The sequence below is a fragment of the Halomonas sp. IOP_14 genome (assembly GCF_021021315.1).
Classification (GTDB): Bacteria; Pseudomonadota; Gammaproteobacteria; order Pseudomonadales; family Halomonadaceae; genus Vreelandella; species Vreelandella titanicae.
In genome coordinates this window covers 1-18,985 of the sequence record NZ_JAINWD010000003.1, presented here as the reverse complement: position 1 = coordinate 18,985, position 18,985 = coordinate 1, and the positions used below count along the sequence as shown (strand labels likewise).

17 protein-coding genes are annotated in these 18,985 nt (G+C 56.1%); 14 read left to right on the top strand and 3 right to left on the bottom strand.

Translation table 11 applies throughout. The features are described from left to right. Window positions 1–3: 3 nt before the first annotated feature. The 9 genes from K7H09_RS03195 to K7H09_RS03155 all read left to right on the top strand — a co-directional run bounded on the left by K7H09_RS03195 (window position 4) and on the right by K7H09_RS03155 (window position 11,440). A complete protein-coding gene (locus K7H09_RS03195; protein WP_052475598.1) occupies window positions 4–1,689 on the top strand; it encodes a GMC family oxidoreductase in 1,686 nt (561 codons plus the stop codon). Between the two features lie 204 nt (window positions 1,690–1,893). After that, complete coding sequence (locus K7H09_RS03190; protein WP_022522448.1) at window positions 1,894–2,100, top strand: cold-shock protein; 207 nt, start codon at window positions 1,894–1,896, stop codon at window positions 2,098–2,100. Window positions 2,101–2,391: 291 nt separating this feature from the next. After that, window positions 2,392–4,161 (top strand): SLC13 family permease, encoded by a 1,770-nt coding sequence (locus K7H09_RS03185; protein ID WP_041158288.1) that lies wholly within the window; start codon window positions 2,392–2,394, stop codon window positions 4,159–4,161. 90 nt (window positions 4,162–4,251) lie between these two features. After that, on the top strand, window positions 4,252–4,917 hold the full coding sequence (locus K7H09_RS03180) for an alpha/beta hydrolase (RefSeq protein ID WP_027958548.1): 666 nt from the start codon (window positions 4,252–4,254) through the stop codon (window positions 4,915–4,917). Window positions 4,918–4,963: 46 nt separating this feature from the next. After that, entirely contained in the window at window positions 4,964–5,662 is a 699-nt protein-coding gene (locus K7H09_RS03175; RefSeq protein WP_141440788.1) for a hypothetical protein, read from the top strand. Then, a complete protein-coding gene (locus K7H09_RS03170; RefSeq protein WP_141440789.1) occupies window positions 5,659–7,149 on the top strand; it encodes a complex I subunit 5 family protein in 1,491 nt (496 codons plus the stop codon). Before K7H09_RS03175 ends, K7H09_RS03170 begins: the two co-directional genes overlap by 4 nt. Beyond that, a complete protein-coding gene (locus K7H09_RS03165; RefSeq protein WP_141440790.1) occupies window positions 7,146–8,651 on the top strand; it encodes a complex I subunit 5 family protein in 1,506 nt (501 codons plus the stop codon). The genes K7H09_RS03170 and K7H09_RS03165 overlap by 4 nt, the downstream gene beginning before the upstream one ends. After that, complete coding sequence (locus tag K7H09_RS03160; protein WP_230803546.1) at window positions 8,648–10,420, top strand: complex I subunit 5 family protein; 1,773 nt, start codon at window positions 8,648–8,650, stop codon at window positions 10,418–10,420. The genes K7H09_RS03165 and K7H09_RS03160 overlap by 4 nt, the downstream gene beginning before the upstream one ends. A gap of 36 nt (window positions 10,421–10,456) precedes the next feature. Further along, window positions 10,457–11,440: a YihY/virulence factor BrkB family protein gene (locus tag K7H09_RS03155; RefSeq protein ID WP_035538190.1), complete on the top strand. Its 984-nt coding sequence runs from the start codon at window positions 10,457–10,459 to the stop codon at window positions 11,438–11,440. Window positions 11,441–11,514: 74 nt separating this feature from the next. On the opposite strand, the gene K7H09_RS03150 is transcribed toward K7H09_RS03155, so the two are convergent. Further along, on the bottom strand, window positions 11,515–12,924 hold the full coding sequence (locus tag K7H09_RS03150; protein WP_027958544.1) for a PhoH family protein: 1,410 nt from the start codon (window positions 12,922–12,924) through the stop codon (window positions 11,515–11,517). Between the two features lie 216 nt (window positions 12,925–13,140). Next, window positions 13,141–14,010 (bottom strand): LysR family transcriptional regulator, encoded by an 870-nt coding sequence (locus K7H09_RS03145; protein ID WP_009288327.1) that lies wholly within the window; start codon window positions 14,008–14,010, stop codon window positions 13,141–13,143. Between the two features lie 115 nt (window positions 14,011–14,125). On the opposite strand from K7H09_RS03145, the gene K7H09_RS03140 reads away from it, so the two are divergent. Together K7H09_RS03140 and K7H09_RS03135 are read left to right on the top strand one after the other, a co-directional pair. Further along, entirely contained in the window at window positions 14,126–14,992 is an 867-nt protein-coding gene (locus K7H09_RS03140) for a cation diffusion facilitator family transporter (RefSeq protein WP_141440792.1), read from the top strand. Between the two features lie 101 nt (window positions 14,993–15,093). Next, window positions 15,094–15,366: a hypothetical protein gene (locus tag K7H09_RS03135; protein WP_039860484.1), complete on the top strand. Its 273-nt coding sequence runs from the start codon at window positions 15,094–15,096 to the stop codon at window positions 15,364–15,366. 62 nt (window positions 15,367–15,428) lie between these two features. Here K7H09_RS03135 and K7H09_RS03130 read toward each other — a convergent pair whose 3' ends face one another. After that, entirely contained in the window at window positions 15,429–15,614 is a 186-nt protein-coding gene (locus tag K7H09_RS03130; protein ID WP_022522460.1) for a DUF3008 family protein, read from the bottom strand. Between the two features lie 332 nt (window positions 15,615–15,946). Between K7H09_RS03130 and ybaK the strand changes: the two genes are divergently transcribed. From ybaK to K7H09_RS03115, 3 genes are all read left to right on the top strand, one after another. Further along, window positions 15,947–16,414 (top strand): Cys-tRNA(Pro) deacylase, encoded by a 468-nt coding sequence (gene ybaK, locus K7H09_RS03125; protein ID WP_022522462.1) that lies wholly within the window; start codon window positions 15,947–15,949, stop codon window positions 16,412–16,414. Window positions 16,415–16,513: 99 nt separating this feature from the next. Beyond that, window positions 16,514–17,947: an ATP-dependent RNA helicase DbpA gene (gene dbpA / locus K7H09_RS03120; RefSeq protein WP_176316401.1), complete on the top strand. Its 1,434-nt coding sequence runs from the start codon at window positions 16,514–16,516 to the stop codon at window positions 17,945–17,947. Between the two features lie 33 nt (window positions 17,948–17,980). Further along, window positions 17,981–18,856 carry a PA4780 family RIO1-like protein kinase gene (locus K7H09_RS03115; RefSeq protein ID WP_141440793.1) on the top strand — a complete coding sequence of 292 codons (876 nt, stop codon included), beginning with the start codon at window positions 17,981–17,983 and terminating at the stop codon, window positions 18,854–18,856. The last annotated feature ends 129 nt before the right edge of the window (window positions 18,857–18,985 follow it).

Sequence of the window (18,985 nt, the reverse complement as noted above, 5' to 3'; positions counted from 1 at the left end):
CCAATGTCAGAATCTACCCATAACAATATCGACCATATCAGTTACTTCGACTATATCGTGATCGGCGCAGGCACCGCGGGGTGCCTGATGGCTAATCGTTTGAGTGCCAATCCCAATAATAAGGTACTGCTGATAGAGGCGGGCGGTCGCGATAACTACCACTGGATTCATATTCCGGTGGGCTACCTCTACTGCATTAATAATCCACGTACCGACTGGCTGTTTCGCACCGAGCCCGATAAAGGCCTCAACGGCCGTTCGCTGATCTACCCGCGGGGGAAAACCCTGGGCGGCTGCTCTAGCATCAACGGCATGATCTATATGCGCGGCCAAGCGCGTGACTACGACCACTGGGCGGAAGTCACCGGCGACGATGCCTGGCGCTGGGAGAACTGCCTACCCGACTTTATCAAACATGAAGACCACTACCGTCTGGACGAGGGCGGAGATGCAGACGCCCAGCACCGGGATTTTCACGGCCACGGTGGGGAGTGGAGGATCGAAAAGCAGCGCCTCAAGTGGCAGGTGCTGGATGATTTCGCCGAAGCTGCCGTGCAGGCGGGCATCCCGCGTACCGACGATTTTAACCGTGGCTCTAACGAAGGCGTGGCCTACTTTGAGGTCAATCAGCGCTCGGGCTGGCGCTGGAATACCGCCAAAGCGTTTTTGCGCCCCGCGCTTAAGCGCAAAAACCTCACACTATGGCACTCCACTCAAGTCAATCGGCTGCTGTTCGAAAAAAGTGCCAACATGCTGCGATGCACAGGGGTGGAGGTGGAGCGTGAGGGCAGCCCGCTTCGCGTCATGGCGAACAGGGAAGTAGTGCTCTGCGCAGGCGCGATTGGTACGCCGCATCTGCTGCAGCTTTCCGGTGTGGGGCCCGCAGAGTCGTTGCGTAAGCATGGCGTTGAGGTAGTGCATGAGCTGCCGGGCGTCGGCGAGAACTTGCAGGATCACCTGCAGATTCGTTCGATATATCGGATTACTAATGGCAAAACCCTCAATGCCATAGCCAGCACGCTGTGGGGTAAAGCGGGAATTGGCCTTGAGTACCTGTTTAAGCGCTCTGGGCCGATGAGCATGGCACCTTCGCAGCTGGGGGCTTTTACCCGCAGCACGAAGGATCAGCCGCACCCCAATATTGAGTACCACGTGCAGCCGCTAAGCCTGGAAGCCTTTGGTCAGCCGCTGCATCCCTACCCAGCGATTACCGCCAGCGTATGCAATTTGAACCCTACCAGCCGGGGCACCGTGCGACTTAAAAGCAGCGACCCGCGCCAGGCACCGGCGATTTCTCCCAATTACTTGAGCACCCCTGAAGATCGCAAAGTGGCGGCGGATTCTCTGCGGGTGACGAGGCGTATCGCCGAGCAGCCTGCGTTTGCCAAATACGCGCCGGAAGAGGTGAAGCCCGGCCTTGAGTACCAAAGCGACGATGAACTAGCCCGGCTGGCTGGTGATATCGGCACGACTATTTTCCACCCGGTGGGCACCGCACGTATGGGCCAGGAAGATGATGCGATGGCAGTGGTCGATGCACGGCTGAGAGTGCGCGGTATTAGCGGGCTAAGAGTGGCTGACGCCAGCGTTATGCCGACCATCACCAGTGGCAACACCAATTCTCCGACGCTGATGATTGCCGAGAAGGCCGCCGGTTGGATACTGGCTGAGAGGCGTGAGGTTTACTAGCGACAAAATCTACTAAGCAGCGTTTTATGGGGGTGTTGACGCAGGAGGGTGGTTGAGCGCAGAATAGTTACAGTTGGTTAGCAAGTCGAACGTTGTCAGCAGTATAGAAGCGCCTCTAGCGTTAAATCTGGTGAAAGTCTCTTGTTATACCCACTGCAATTCGGGTATTTCCCGGTTTAATTAGCAACATTGAGGATTTCGATCATGGCAACTGGTACCGTTAAGTGGTTCAACGACACTAAAGGTTTCGGCTTCATTTCTCCTGACGACAATGGCGACGATCTGTTCGCGCATTTCTCAGAAATTCAGGCAGAAGGCTTCAAATCCCTGCAAGACGGCCAGAAGGTTTCCTTCGACGTCACACAGGGTAAAAAAGGCCTTCAGGCTTCTAACATCAAAGTAGAAGGTTAATTCCTTTACTAAGGTGTTAACAATCACCGCCTAGCGTTGATTGACCAGAAAACCCCGCCGAGCGCGGGGTTTTCGCTTTTTAGGTTTTGTAACCTAAACTTAGCTCACCTCACCTCACCTCACCTCACCTCACCTCACCTCACCTCACCTCACCTCACCTCACCTCACCTCACACCTCACACCTCACACCATATTCCATTTAGATCTTTAAATGTTTCTAAAAATAACTTTTTAGAATATGCGATTGGCTTCACAATACCGCCATGCTTATTTGTTAAGGATGTCGTGGTTATGTCGCTGGATGCTTGGATAGCGGTCGGGGTGGTGCTCACCATCTTCCCGTTGATGGCCTTTTCACGCCTGGGGCCGGATATTATTTTGCTGGGCGCGGTGATTTTGCTAATGACGCTGGGGGTGATTGACCCACAGCAGGCGCTGGGGGGCTTCTCCAATAGCGGCCTGTTTACCGTGGCGTTTATGTATGTGCTGGTGGCCAGCATTCGCGAAACCGGCGGCATCGACCTGATCATTCGCTATGTGCTCAAACGGCCAAAAAGCGAGCGAGGCGCGTTGGTTCGCCTGCTGCTCCCCGTGGCCACGCTTAGCGGTTTTGTCAATAATACCCCGGTTGTCGCTACCTATATTCCCGCGGTCATGAGCTGGAGCCGTCGGCTGCGCTTGTCTCCCCAGCGGCTGCTGATGCCGCTCAGTTTCGCCTCTATCCTCGGTGGCACCATCACGCTCTTTGGTACCAGCACGAACTTGGTGGTGCACGGGCTATTGCTGGAGCGTTACCCAGAACTCGGTATGGGCCTGTTGGATTTGGCCTGGGTCGGTGTTCCCGTCGCCGTCGTAGGGCTTGGCTATCTTATTTTGCTCGGGCCGCGGTTGTTGCCTGCCAGGGAAGGGCTGGCCAATGCGTTTGCCAACCCACGCGAGTTCACTATCGAAATGGAAGTCGACCCGGCAGGAGTGCTGGTGGATCGCACTGTCGAAGAGGCGGGACTACGCCACCTGCGGGAGTTGTTTCTGGTTGAGATTGAGCGCGCAGGCAACGTGGTTAGCGTTGTTGGGCCTGGCGAGCAGCTAAAAGGTGGCGATCGGCTGGTGTTTGCAGGTACCTCTGATGCGGCGGTGGAGTTGCAGCAAATTCGTGGCTTAATCCCTTCCCGGGATGGTACTTCCAGTTTGGAGAAAGAGTTTAAAGAGCGTCGCTTGGTCGAAGCGGTGGTCTCAAATCAGTGCCAGTTTATTGGCCAGCGTATTCGCGATGGTCACTTTAGAACCCTTTATGGGGCAGCAGTGCTGGCGATCTGCCGTGGCGGTGAACGGGTTAAGGGTAATCTTGGCCAAGTGCGGCTGCAGCCTGCCGATGTGCTGTTGCTGGAGGCGCGTCCTCCTTTTATTGAGCGTCATCGTCAGTCGCGGGACTTTCTGCTGATTAGTGAGTTAAATGGCGCAGCGCGGCCGATCCATGAGAAGGCGCCGCTAGCGTGGGGAGTGCTGTTAGGTGCCGTACTGCTCGCCGCCTTCGGTGTGCTGAGCATGCTCAACGCTGCCATGTTGGGGGCGGCATTGGCGCTACTAACGGGCTGCTGTTCGGTGGGCGCCGCCAAGCGTGGTTTGGATACCCAGGTGTTGCTCACTATTGCCGCGTCGTTTGGGGTGGGGGCCGCGCTGCAAAGCTCTGGTGCTGCCGAGGTAATGGCCGGCGGAGTGCTCACCTTAGTGGCCGGAAACCCTTTGCTACTGTTAGTAGGTACTTACTGTGTGGTGGCGCTGCTCACCGAGCTGGTGACCAACAACGCAGCGGCAGTGATTATTTTTCCGGTGGTGATGAGCGCGGCCGAAAGCTTGGGCGTGAACCCGATGCCCTATGTGGTGGCGGTAATGTTTGCCGCCTCAGCGAGCTTTTTAACCCCCATCGGCTATCAAACCAACCTGATGGTGTATGGCCCAGGTGGTTACCGGGTGAGCGATTTTCTACGTTTGGGCGGTGGATTAAATATACTGACGGGTGCCATAGCGCTCGTTTTGATTCCCCTCGTGTGGCCCTTTTAAACGTGGCGTGGCCTTTTTAAGCATGCCATGGCTCGCTGTTAACGCGGGTTTGCGCTAGGGTGGCCCTTTTTGAATAAGGAATACGATGTCATGACTGCTCCTGGCGAACTGATTATTGAGCCGAAAGATGGTCAACCCGCCGATGCCTGTGTGTTTATTATTCACGGCTTAGGCGCGGATGGGCACGATTTTGAACCCTTGGTGCCCGCATTAGCGCTGCCTAAAGATTCTCACGTGCGCTTTATCATGCCCCATGCGCCACGCCTGCCGGTGACGATTAATGGCGGTATGGTGATGCCCGCTTGGTACGATATTTTGGCCATGGATTTGGGGCGTCGGGTCGATGAGATTCAGCTCAAGAAATCTGCTGAGCGAATCCAAGTGCTGATTCAAGAGCAGATCGACCAGGGCATCGATAGCCAACGCATTATTGTGGCGGGCTTTTCGCAGGGTGGCGCTGTTGCCTACCACGCCGCGCTGACTTTCCCCGCGCCGCTAGGGGGCTTATTAGCCATGTCGACTTACTTCGCGACCGCCGACAATATCGATCTTGCGGAAGCCAATCGTCAAATCCCTATAGAAGTGCAGCACGGTCACTTTGACCCCATTGTGCCTGAAAGCCTGGGTCGTAGCGGTGTCGACCGCTTAAAAGAGATGGGCTACGCGGTCAACTACCGCCAATACCCTATGGCCCACGCGCTCTGCCCCCAGCAGGTGAATGATATCGGCAAATGGCTGAGTTCTCGCCTAAACTAAGCGCCTCGTCCTATTCGTGACCGATGCAAGGATGTAGCGAAAACGAATGATAGCTTTCTTTGATGCAACACACTCTCTTGACGCAATAGAAGTGCTGCTGGCGCTGTTCCTCACGGCATCAGCGCTAGTGAGCCTGTTTGATCGCCACCTGGTGCGCGCCTGCTACTTTTTTGTGGCTTTTACGGCCGCAATGACTGCGGCCTGGTGGCAGCTCGGTGCTCCCTGGCTGGCAGCCGTCGAGCTGGTGCTAGGGGTAGGGCTAACCGGGCCCTGCTTTTTTTATGCCCTGGGCCATGTTGTATCCGGCGCTTCCTCGCCTTTAGAGCGCGATAAATTCAGCGAGCCTTGGTCGCGGGTGGCAATGCGGGTGGTATTGGCGCTGGCTTGGTTTGTCATGGTCGGCGCCGCGATCCGCTATGTCGTTGCCGATATGGCGTATGCACCTTCAGAGCATCCGCTGCTTGTTGCCGGGGTGGTGATTGCCGCTACCGCCTTAGGGGCGTTTGCGCTACACCGTCATCTGCTGCGTCGGCTGCTGGCGTTTAATCTGCTCGGCTCGGCGGTGTTTATGCTACTGGCTGGCGTGGCAGGTACCTCGGCGACTGCTCAGGCGTTAATTAGTGTAGGGCTGCTAGTCGCCTGGCTAGGGTCAATGCTGGGTGCGCTGTTGATTCGGCAGCTTGTACATCTCGAAGGGGTCGAGGCTTTGGGGCGTGACGGTAAACCTGAAGAGGGCGCCACATGATTTGGCGCTTTGGCCTTTTCGATAGCACCTTTGAACCCCTTCTCTCTACTCACTGGGCGCTGTTAGTTGCGCTTGGCTTACCCCTGATGCTGGGCATGCTGGCAGCACTATTCCCCCCTAAGCGGGCATGGCCCGTGGTGCTGGCGAGTGTGCCGGTGTTGGCCTCTGGGCTAATGCTGCTATCTGCTTACGATCAAGCGGGACTACTGCGCTGGCATTGGGACATAGCAGGCGTTCAGCTGTCGCTGCGCTTAAACGGGCTGAGCGTGCTGTTGCTATTAATGACTCAGGTGATTGGTGTTGCGGCAGCGATCTATACGCCAGGGTATCTGCGCTTAAGCGAAACCGGGCCGTTGGCACGCTGGCTGTGGCCGCTGATGGGCGTAGTGCTGAGTGCGCTTTCGTTAATTTGGCTGGCCACTGACCTGTTAACCCTCTATGCCGGGCTGGAGTTGATGGGCCTTGCGGCGGTCGGCATGCTGATGTTATCGGGCAAGGTAGCCGCGCTGGTGGCGGGAATGCGCTATTTGCTCTTGGCCCTGATGGGCTCGTTAACCTATTTACTCGGGGTCGCGCTGATTTTGGGCCATTGGGGGCGGTTGGATTTGCAGGGCTTGGCTGAGGTCGTCGAGCCTGGGCCGGTGGCGTGGTTTGCCGCCGCATTGATAGGCGCAGGGCTGGCCTTGAAAGCCGCGCTGTTTCCACTGCATGCTTGGCTGACTCCTGTCCACGAGAATGCCTGGACACCGGTGAGCGCGCTGCATGCGGCGCTGGTGATCAAGGCGTCGCTGTTTATATTGCTGCAGCTGTGGAGCATTCTGCTCCCCGATACTTTCTACGCCCCGCGTGTTATCGCTTGGTTAGGCATGCTGGCGATTGTATGGGGCGGGTTACTGGCGTGGCGTACCGATTCACTTAAAACCCTGGTCGCTTCTTCTACCGTAGGTCAGCTGGGTTACCTGATGGTGGCTTTTCCGCTACTACTGGAGCCGGATATTGCCCCGCTACCCCGCGCTTTGGCTTGGGAAGGGTTCTGGCTGCAGCTAATGGGCCATGCCTTTGCTAAAGCCGCCATGTTCATGGCTGCAGGTAACCTGATATTGGCCACCGGGGAGAGCACGCTCAAAGGCCTGGCCGGTACCAGCCGCCGCTTGCCGCTTTCGCTATTAGTGTTTGGTATTGCCTCCATTACTTTGATGGGGCTGCCGCCCAGCTCGGGGTTTACCGCCAAGTGGATGCTGCTACAGGCGATGGTGATATCCCAGCAGTGGTGGGCGGTGGCCGCGCTTTTAACCGGTACGCTGCTCACTGCTGCCTATATATTTCGCATGTTTCGCTACTGCTTTGATGAGACGGCCCCACGGCATCGTTATCAACCCTTGGCGCCGGGCATGGATCTGATCGCACTAACGCTTGCTCTGATTGCGTTCGCTCTAGGGTTATTGGCGCATTTCCCGCTGGAATTGATGCATGGAGGTAGCCCATGAACGCCGCCTGGTTACCGCTAACGGCTCTGGCCACTTCGCTATTGGTGGTGGTGATTATCTTGGCGCTGCCGGAAGACGCCCGGCGGCTGCGCACGACGATTAACCTAGCGGCGGCAATGGTTAAGATTATTCTGGTTACTCTTATGGTCAGGCGGGTCGCCGCGGGGCATGAGGATATTTTTAGCTTTCAAGTGATCGGTGGCGTTGATTTCGTACTGCGCAGCGATGCGTTGGGGGTGATGTTCGCCGGACTATCGTCACTGCTGTGGCTGTGCACCACCATCTACGCCATTGGCTACTTGGAAGGTTCAGCTAATCGGAAGCGCTTTTTTGGCTTTTTTAGCCTCTGCGTTGCGAGCACGATCGGCATTGCGCTGGCTGATAACCTGTTTACCTTCCTGATTTTCTACGAAATGTTGACGCTCTCCACCTACCCTTTGGTGGTTCATAACGGTACCCAGCAAGCACTCGATGCCGGGCGCGTCTATTTGCGCTACACCTTAAGCGCCGGTGTGGTACTGCTGCTTGGCACCGTGTTGCTATATAGCCTGACTGGGGATCAGTCATTCTCCTCAGAAGAGGGGTTGGGCGACTATTTAAACGATCATCGCGGTCTGCTAACGCTAATATTTGCCCTGCTAGTGGGTGGGTTGGCGGTAAAAACGGCCATGGTACCGCTGCATGGGTGGCTGCCCAGGGCAATGGTTGCCCCCGCGCCGGTGAGTGCGCTGCTACACGCGGTAGCGGTGGTGAAGGCGGGGGCTTTCGGGATTCTGCGGGTAGTTTACGACCTGTTTGGCATTGAGCTGAGCGTGGAGCTCGGCGTTATTACCGCGCTAGCGGTAGCTGCCTCATTTACGATTATTTATGGTTCATTAAGGGCCATTGCCCAAGAGGAGCTCAAGCCCCGCCTAGCGTTCTCCACCGTCAGTCAGGTCTCCTATGTCATTCTCGGTATAGGCCTGTTTGGCCCTTTCGGCACCGTCGGTGCTTTAGCGCACTTGCTGCATCAGGGCTTAATGAAGGTCACGCTATTCTTCTGTGCGGGCAACTATGCCGAAGAGCTGGGGATCCATCGTATTGATGAAATGGACGGTGCTGGTAAGCGTATGCCGTTGACCAGCATCGCGTTTACTATCGGCGCGTTTGGCATGATTGGCCTTCCGCCCGTGGCGGGGTTTATTACCAAGTGGTACCTCGGCGTTGGCGCGATTCAGGCCGAGATGTATTGGGTCGTCGCCGTGCTAGTGGCGAGCAGTACCCTCAATGCTATGTACTTTTTGCCCATTGTGCACCGCTTATGGTTCCGTTCAGGGCCTGCCCATGGCAAAGGCAGTTGGCCCAAAGAGCAGCGTCTAGGCCGTTTTGAAACTCATAGTTGGCTGCTGTTACCGATGGTGTTTACCGCCTTGGTGAGTTTGGGGGCCGGGCTGTTTGCCGGGCTCCCCTTTAGCCCCTTGGATTGGGCGGCTCGGGTAGCCAACGGGGAGTATCTGCCATGATGACCATGCTGCTTGCCCTGGCGCTACTTTGGCCGCTGGTCGTCATCGGCTGGACGCTATGGAGCGCCTACCGCGCTCCGGCTGCTTATCAGAGCTATTTTTCAGCACTATGGCTAAGCGCCGCTTGGCCAGCGCTGCTGCTAGCCTATGGCGGTGAAGCGCAGTGGACGATGGATGCCTGGATGCTAGGCGGCGAATGGGCGCTTAACTCGCTAAGCCGCCCCTGGCTTGCGTTTACCGCGCTGCTCTGGGGGTTGGCAGCCATCCACGCGAGGGGCTATTTTGCGACGGAACAGGCGAAGGCCCAGGAGGGGGATCAGGATACTCAGCGACGCCTGTTGCGCTTAGCGCTGCTTTGGCCGCTGACACTGCTGGGCAACGTACTACTGATTATTGCCCAGGATATCGCCAGTTTTTATCTAGGCTTTGCGCTGATGACCTTCGCCGCCTACGCACTGGTAGTGCATAGCGGTACCGCAGAGGCCCGGCTGGGGGCCAAGGCCTATTTGATGTTAGCCGTGGTGGGTGAAGGGCTTATTATAGGCGGCTTTCTATGGGCAGCCGGTGAAGCTGACACATTAACGTTGCAAGGCCTGCGTGAAGGCATTTTAGTCGCAGAGCAAGGCGCATGGATGGCCGCCTTGTTGTGCTTGGGCTTTGGCGTGAAAGCAGGGGCTATTGGCTTACACGTATGGCTACCGTTAGCTCACCCGGTGGCACCGGCCCCTGCCAGCGCGGTGCTTAGCGGAGCGATGATTAAAGCAGGGCTGCTGGGCTGGATTAGTGTGCTGCCGTTAGGTGATGAGCAGATTTCAGCTTCCTTAGCCCAGTTTGGCAACATCATGTTAATGGCAGGGCTGGCGGCAGCGTTTGGCGCCGCGCTGTATGGCGTTTTTCAGCGTCATCCTAAAGCTGTTTTAGCCTACTCCAGTATCAGCCAGATGGGCATGATGACTGCTTTGGTGGCCATGGGATTAGTCGCGCCAGAGGTGTGGCCGTTGCTGTGGCCAGGCTTGGTGCTGTTTGCTGCCCACCACGCGCTGGCCAAAGGCTCACTGTTTATGGGCACCAGTATCAGTGAGCATCTACCCCGGTGGCCGCTGCCGTTGGTCTGGGGTTTGCTGGCACTGCCGGGGATCTCGCTGGCGGGTGCCATTGGGGCGGGCATGATCAGCAAGTGGGGGGTGAAGAGTCCACTCTACGAAATGCACCATGAATCGTTAATCAAACTGCTCAGCTGGGCGGCTGTTGGCACCGCGGCTCTGGTAAGCGTTGCTTTATTGCGTCAGTGGCAGCAGCGCCATAAAGGAGGCAGTAACCGAGAGCAGTGGGGCGCCTGGTTAGTTGCCATAGCGGCAGCGCTGTTCACGCCACTTTGGCTTCCCCTCCCTGCGGGCAGTATTGAGATGCCGCCGCTTAAAGAGTGGTTGGGGATTATGTGGCCATTCCCGGTGGGGGTACTTTTCGCCGGGGTGGGCTGGCTATTAACGCGCCCGCTTAAGGGTAAATCCCTCCCCGCGGGAGATCTATGGTGGCTCTATGCGGGGATGGTCGGCGCTGCATTGGTGCCAATACGACGGCTTGGGCACTACTGCGCCAAGCTTAAAGCGGCGAGCGTGGCAAGCGCACAAAAAACTGAAGAGATATTAATGGGCCATTTAACTCACCTGTTGTCGACGGAGTCCTGGTTGCGTCACCATGTCAGTGGGCTGATGATGTTGCTTGCCGTGCTGCTTGCGGCGCTAATGATGTGGGAAGGTCAGCGATGAGACGACTGTGTGGACTGTACTTGTCAGGAGCCTGCTATGGGTAAGCTCCCGCGCGGTCGCCGGGCGCAGGTACCTGGTGATATTCCCCAGCGGGGTTGGCACGATATTACTTGGCGGGTAGTGCGCGCCGCTCGTCGTAACCGCCTGACCATGCTGGCCGCCGGTGTGGCTTTTTACGCCTTGCTGGCGCTGTTTCCCACTATCGCCGCGGTCATTTCCCTCTGGGGGTTACTGTTTGACCCTTATGAAGCCGGTCAGCAGTTGTATGAAATCAGCCGGTTCATGCCGCCGGATGCTGCCAAACTGATTGATCAGCAGGCTCAAAAGGTCGTGGAGAGTGCGGAATCGGGTAATTTTCTGGGCGCATTAGCCGGGCTGCTGATTGCGATGTTTATCGCTTCCAAAGGGGTGGCGGTGCTGGTTATTGGCCTTAACGTGGTGTACGGCGAAACTGAAAAACGCAGCCTGTTACACCGTAGTACGGTATTGGTCGCGCTGACTTTTGGTTTGATTTTTATGACGCTGATCTCGCTAGCGTTTATTGCCATCGTACCGGTGCTGGTCAACTCCTTGGCGATTAATCCTCCGTTGGATCAAATCCTGCAATGGCTACGCTGGCCTGCACTGTTAGTGGTGATGAGCATGCTGATTGCGCTGCTCTACCGCTACGCCCCTTATCGGCGCTCGGCCCAGTGGAGTTGGTTAAGTTATGGGACGCTGCTGGCAACGGGGATGTGGCTGTTAGGTTCCGGTGGGCTTTCGCTCTACGTGCGCTATTTCTCTACCTTTAGCGAGCTTTATGGCTCACTGGGGGCAGTGGTGGCGCTAATGCTATGGTTTTGGCTCTCTGCCTTTGTGGTGCTGTTTGGTGCGGAAGTCAACTGTGAGATGGAGCGGCAAACCTTCACTGACACCACCATTGGCGAGGCGCGTCCGTTAGGTGAACGCGAGGCGTTTGCCGCGGATACCATTGGTGCCCCCCGGCCGTGGAAGGACATTGAGGAGAGTAACGATACCTGAGGGTGTGGAGAAGCACCTCCCACCAGCGGTGGGAGGCAGTTGGTTTTAAAAAAAGCAGGTTTAAAGAAGAAAGCTTAAAGCAGTTCTTCCGCCGCCAGGGCCAGGCGCGAGCGTTCAACACTTTTCAGCGTAATATGCCCGGCATGGGGCCAATCACGGAAGCGCTCCACCACTGCGGCCATGCCGCAGGTGTTGGCGGTAAGGTAGGGGGTGTCAATCTGCCCGACATTGCCCAGGCAGACGATTTTGGTATTGCGCCCCGCCCGTGTTACTAGCGATTTAAGCTGTTTGGGGGTGAAGTTTTGCGCCTCATCAATGATTAAAAAGGTGTCGTTTAGGGTACGACCGCGCATAAAGCTCGGCGAGCGGATTTGTACCCGTGAACCAATCAACTGCCGCGTGGCGCCGTTATCCCAACTGGTTTCTCCCTCCTCGTTGCGCAGCAGGTTATCCATATTGTCGTGGAAGGCACCCATCCACGGTGACATCTTCTCCTCCTCGGTGCCGGGTAGAAAACCAATGTCTTCGCCCATGGGGATTGGCGCGCGGGTAAACACAATACGCTCAAACAGCTTGGCATCCAGGGTTTGCTGAAAGGCGGCGGCCAGGGTCATAAAAGTTTTACCCGTACCGGCATTACCCGCAATGGTAACCAGATCAATATCGGGATCCATGAGTAGATTTAATGTGAAGTTTTGCCGACTGTCGTGGGCGTGAACGCCCCAAACGCCCGCGTGGTGGCGATAGTTCGTCAGCAATTGCAGGCGCGCCGAAGAGGGCCCCAGTTCACGAACGATTGCTTCGAACTCCGCCCCGTTTTCGCTATCCGAGACCAGCATGCCCACGTGCCAGTGGCGGGGCATAGTGCCGGTGAGTTGGTAGAAAGTGTGGTGATCGAGTCGTTCCACTGTGACATCAACATTCAACGCTTCCCACAGTGAAGCGCCATGCTGGCCGGCAGAGGCGTAGACCTGGGCGCCCTCAATCATGGCGTCGCTGTCGGAGAAGGCGCGGTCGTTGAGATAATCTTCCACCGGTACTTTCAGCGCAGCGGCTTTAACGCGCAGATTAATGTCTTTGGTGATCAGAATGACCGAGGCGTCGGGACGTTCTTCGCGTAGGCGACAGGTTTCCGCCAGTATGCGGTTATCGGGGCTATCGTCGAGGGAATCAAACAGCTTTAAATCGTTGTAGCATAAAAAGTGCAGGCGTCCTGTGTCGCCACTGAGTCGGGGAATCGGAATGCCGCGTTGGATCTCATCAAAGGTGACTTGGCTGGTAAGGTCGGAGAGCGTACGGCTGATTTGGCGAGCCGTGCGGGCAATTTCACGTACACCATTTTTGTGCTTATCAAGTTCCTCCAGGACGGTCATGGGGATAACGACATCGTGCTCATCGAAGTGGTAGAGCGCGGTGGGGTCATGAATCAGGACATTGGTGTCCAACACATACAGCCGAGTGGCTTTCTTATCGATTCGTACCATCGTTGGAATCACTCCTTGGTTGACGGCAACTTCGACACTGGCAGGTGCGTATTACGTCTGGATGACACTTACCAGTGTTCCTCACGTGGCGTGTCCTGGCGTCTCCTTATTTAGCTCTTTTTAATAGCGTGGAAGGCTTTGGCGTTTTTTTCCACAAAAAAGATTTCAACGATATGTCAGCAAGTCCTGAGTATTAGCCTGGTACTCGCCCGGGTATCAGTTCTGGGAAGCTAAGAAGTGCGCCACCTTGTTTAACAAGGCGGTGGCCACCACGCCGCGGTTATCGCTCTCCACATAGCGGTAATAGTGGCTGTCTAGCACTAGATCGTGATTTAGCGTGCAGAGCGTGCCTGCCTCTAGGGCGCCTTTAACCAGCGGGTAAGGCAGCAGGGCCCAGCCGGTTGCATTGATGACGGCGTCGCGGATTACCTCAAACATGGTTAAACCCAGATAATTACCTGAAAACAGCGCCTCGCTGATCAGCTTGTCATCCTGTACGTAGGTCAAACACACTTGGGTGTACTGGGCCAAGTCGTCGCGGTTAACGCTAGGGAGGCGACTTAAAGGGTGATGGGGCGCTGCCACTAAACGCATGCTGACGGGAGCAAGGTTGGCCGCGTTGGTATCAATGCCTTCAGCGGTATACAGCCCAAAGGCAATATCCACCGTTTGGCGCTGCACAAACTGGGTGTGCTCCTGGGGTGGCACCAAGTACACCGAAATCGCGGTTAACGGAAACTGCTGTTTTAAATCATGCATCACCTGGCGCCAAAACACCTCGGGGAGAGCGTCATCACGGGCAATGCCGAGTTGGCTTTCAACGCCCTGCAAGTGTTGGTGGCAGTGTTTTTTGATCCGGCTGGCGCTGGTGAGTAAACGGTAGCAGTCGGGAAGCACGCTATCGCCTACGGCGGTCAGCGTTAGGCTGTTGCCCGAGCGCTCAAATAGCGCCACGCCCAAGCTGTCCTCCAGCGCATTGACGGCAGCACTTAGCGTGCTCCGTTTTAAGCCGGTATGCCGTGCAGCGGCAGCAAAGGAGCCATGCTCGGTGACATCAATAAAAGCCTGTACCTGTTCAGCGCGCATAGTCGCCTCGTTTAATGCGTTGAGCGCCAGTTAACTTGGCGCTGAGCGATTCGTGATTGTCATAACTCTTCTCTATTATGGCGCACAATTCGCCTAACGTGATGGAGTTATCCGCGTGACCCCCTTTGTTGCCGAGCGCCGTGCGCTAAGATTTTCAGCCATTTCTGCTAGCCTGTTTGCGTTTACCGGGCTGGCACTAGGGTTGACCAGTGGTTCCATAACGATTCTTTTTGATAGCGGTTACTCGCTGTTAAGCCTGGTGTTGGCGTCGCTATCGTTATTTGCGCTTAAGCAGGCGCGTAAACCTGCAGACGATCACTACCCCTTTGGGCGGCTGACGGTGGAGCCGCTTGCGGTGCTGCTCAAAGGCGTAGTGATCGCGATGGTGTGTATCGTGTCATTGGTCTCCGCGCTATGGAGCCTGCTCGATGGTGGGCGGTTGGTCACGCTGGATTTGGCGCTGATGTTTGGCGTGGTCAACGTCACGGGTTGTTTATTAACTTGGTGGTGGCTGGCGCGCTACGCCGGTGTAGCGCGCTCTTCGCTGTTGACCGCCGAGCTACGTCAGTGGCAGATGGATACCTGGCTAAGTGCCGCTGTCATGTTGGGGTTTGGGCTTACCTGGCTGTTAACCCAGTCGCCATGGGCCAGCTACGCGCGCTTTGCCGACCCGGTGATGGTGCTGATCATTGCAGGCTACTTCTTGCCCATGCCGGTTCGCATGGTGAAGGGAGCACTGCGTGAGCTGATGTTTGGCGGTTCATGCAGCAGCGTGCGACGCGATGTGGTGGAGGATATAGCTGACTTTGATGTCACTGCCGACGATGTGCGCCTGGCCCAGGTGGGCAGCTTTTTAATGGTCGATATCCAGCTCGACAAGCAGCAGTTCGACGACGCTCAAGAGATAGTGGAGAGTGTAGAGAAGCGCTGTAAACGGCTAAACCTGCGCCCTATTACCAGTCTTACCTTAGTCGCTGGCTGAGAAGGGTGAAAAAAGATTGACGTTCTGTTACAGGCAGTGCTATTTAGCGCTACCGACAATAGGTGTCGGCTTAATAGTGCTACGTTGAGGGTTGTAAAAACATGCCACTGCGCCGCTGTTTACCCGTACTGCTACTGACCACACTGGTCGCTGGCTGTGCAAGCTCTACCATTGCGCCAAGTTATACTACCGACAATCCTGACGTTATGCGGATTGGCGGTGAGCGCCCGGCTAACCGCGATGCGAGCGTTGAAAGCGCCGGATCGTTCTGCCTGGAAACCGCCGAACGTTGGAATGAGCATGGCCGTACGCCGGATGGCCAAACGTTATGGGCAAAAGACACCCTGCGTAAAGTGGTACCTTGCAAGCAGTAGTCGTTAGTAAAGCCAAAACCGCCAGCTTCGCTAAGCTGGCGGTTTTATATCAAAAAGGATAGTTAATCCTGTTTCTTTTCCGGTTTGCCTTTGCGCTGTGTACTCGCGAAATCTTCTAGCTCCTCCTCGCTCATGGAGTCATACATCTCTTTAGACGAACCATAAAGTTCACTGGGCTTGGTTTCTCCGCGCTTAGCGGATAGTGCCGCGCCCGCCGCTTTCTGTTGCGCCTTGGAGGTTGCTGGCATTGTTGAACTCCTTTCATTTAGCTTCCGTTTACCTACTGCACTATTGAGCATTGCATTTTTAAGCATAGTCACTGGTGCTCAGCTTTCCATTCATAGCGTACTAGGCTTTGTACGAAAACTGACTGCGCTCGACAATACTGCGTTAAAAATCGCCTCGTGCGCGAGTCCGATCGAAATGCTCATTTACACGCTCAGCTTTCCATTTATAGCGTGCTAACATTCATGCTCAGCCACCGGTTGACTTCCATTTGCCTGTCGCGCTATTAACCTATCGGGCGAAGTGTGCCATTCAGTAAAGTCATCGTATCAACGCTATTAATGAAGAGAACGCCATGACACCGGCTATCAATAGTGCAAAACACGCAGGCATTGCCTTTCAAATCCATGAGTACGATCACGACGCCACCGCGCACTCCTATGGATTGGAGGCGGCGGAAAAACTGGGCGTCGCGGTGGAGCAGGTTTTTAAAACCTTAGTGGTAAAGCTGGATGGCAAACAGCTGGCGGTAGGCATTGTGCCGGTGAATGGCCAACTAGGGTTAAAGCAGATCGCTAAAGCCGCCGGCGCAAAGAAAGCGACCATGGCGGAACCGTCGGAAGTCGAGCGCACAACCGGCTATGTGCTGGGAGGTGTTAGCCCGCTGGGTCAGAAAAAGCGCTTGGCCACCTTTATTGATCACTCTGCCGAAAGCTTTGCCAGTATCTATGTAAGCGCCGGGCGTCGTGGACTTGAAATCGAGCTGGCCCCGGGGGATTTAGCCACGCTGAGTCAGGCTACCTTTGTGCCCCTGGCAACCTGATGTCACTGTGATGGCGGCGCAGCCCCGGGCACTTTCTGGTATGGTGCGGTAATATTTGCGTGTGTCGTTTGTCTTTTAGGCTGCGTGCGCTGTTTTCCGATGGCCATCTACCTGTGGCCCAAGCAAGGTAATATCGTGTCTGACTCCTCTTTCTCCTCGTTAGCGTTGCCAAAAGCTCTGCTGAGCAACCTTGCGTCCCTTGGCTACCACGAAATGTCGCCGGTGCAGGCGGAAAGCCTGCCGCCGATGCTGGCCGGGCGCGATGTGCTGGCGCAGGCGAAAACTGGCTCAGGCAAAACGGCGGCGTTTGGTTTGGCACTGCTGGCTAAATTGAAAGTAGACAGCTTTGCGGTGCAAGGCCTGGTGCTGTGCCCCACCCGGGAGCTCGCTGACCAGGTGGCTGAAGAGCTGCGCCGTTTAGCCCGCGGCATGGCCAATGTAAAAATACTGACTCTCTGCGGCGGTGCACCCTTTGGCCCACAGCTCGGCTCTTTAGAGCACGGCGCGCACATTGTCGTAGGCACACCAGGGCGTATTGACGAGCACTTGCGCAAAGGCTCGCTCACTTTGGAATCTCTCGCCATGCTGGTGTTAGATGAAGCGGATCGCATGCTGGATATGGGCTTCCAGGCAACCATTGATGACATCATTGCCGAGACCCCAACTGACCGCCAAACGCTGCTGTTCAGCGCAACCTTCCCAGACGAGCAGTCATCGGGCGGTTTAACCGAGATGACCCGCGGCGTCATGCGTGAACCGGTGATGGTGAAAATCGCCGAGGTGCACGACGCCACGACGATTCAACAGCACTTTTACAGTGTCGCCAATGAAGAGGCGCGATTTGACGCCCTGCGCCAACTGCTGCTGGTCTATCGGCCCGCGACCAGCGTGGTATTCTGCAACACTAAACGCGAAACCCAGGCAGTGGCTGAGCAACTGACCGATGCTGGTTTTAGCGCCGTGGCGCTCAATGGCGATTTAGAGCAGAAGGATCGTGATCGCATTCTGATTCTGTTCTCTAACCAGAGCGCGTCTATTCTGGTGGCCACGGACGTTGCCGCCCGCGGCCTTGATATTGCCCAGCTGGACGCCGTGTTTAACTACCAAATTGCCCGCGAGCTTGATGTTCACGTGCACCGGGTAGGTCGCACCGGTCGTGCCGGGGCCAGTGGCATTGCCTGTACGCTGGTAACCCCTAAAGAGAGTTACCGGCTGGAGCGACTGGAAGGGTTGCTGGAGCAGGCGATTAAAACTGAGCCCTTGCCTAAACCGCAGCACTCGGTGCCGTTCGAGCCGCTAATGGCGACATTGCAGTTAGCCGGTGGCAAAAAAGACAAGCTGCGCCCCGGCGATATTCTTGGCGCACTGACCAGTGAAGGCGGCTTGCGCGGCGATCAAGTGGGTAAAATTAAAGTGCTCGCCCGCAGTGCCTATGTGGCCGTTGACCGCGATGTGATTCAACAAGCTCAGGCCAAACTCGAGCGTGATAAATTAAAAGGGCGGGCTTTCCGTGTTCGCCGTATCCGTTATTGAACGCGTACCAAAGAGGAGCCGACGCAGCTAACCATGAAAATCCCTAAGCGATTACAACCCCTGGTCGATGATGGAATGATCGACGAGGTGTTGGTGCAGTTAATGAGTGGCAAGGAAGCGCAGGTCTACGTGGTGCGCTGCGGTGAAGAAGTGCGCTGTGCCAAGGTATTTAAGGAGGCCAAACAGCGTAGCTTTAAACAGGCCGTTCAATATCAAGAGGGGCGTAAAGAGCGCAATAGCCGCCGTTCACGGGCGATGGCTAAAAAAACCCGTTACGGTCAGAAAGAGCAGGAGCAGGCGTGGCTGAATGCCGAAGTCGACGCGCTCTACCGTCTTGCCTCGGCGGGTGTGCGGGTACCTGAGCCTCATGGCTTTGTGGACGGCGTACTGTTGATGGAGATGATCAGCGACGCCGAAGGCAACGTCGCGCCGCGCTTGGACGAAGTCACGCTTACCCCAGAGCAGGCCGAGACCTACTACGCCAAGGTTATTCAAGACGTGGTTAAGATGCTGTGCGCGGGCCTGATTCACGGCGATTTGTCGGAATTTAACGTGCTGGTCGATGCCTCTGGCCCGGTGATTATCGATCTGCCCCAGGCCGTTGACGCTGCCGGTAATAACAGCGCAGCCGTGATGCTGTATCGCGATGTGGATAACATGCGCAATTACTTCGGCCAGTTCGCGCCAGAGCTTCTGAATACCGAATATGGCAGAGAGATGTGGGCGCTGTATGAAACCGGTGAACTGCATCCGGATAGCAAGCTCACCGGCCACTTCGATGCTGACACACATATTGCTAACGTCGATGAGTTGATGGAAGTCATCGACGATGCCAAAGAGGAAGAGGCGGAACGCCAGGCGCGTATGCGCGACGATGATGACGACGGCGAGATTCCGCAGCCTTACTGAACAGCCTCAATAAAGCTGGCTCCTCTCGTTTTACAGCAAAGTGAGGAGCCAGGTTCGAGCTTTTGCCTGCTTTTAAGATTTAACCCAGTAGTTCATTCGCTTGCTTGACCACATTGTCGACGGTAAAGC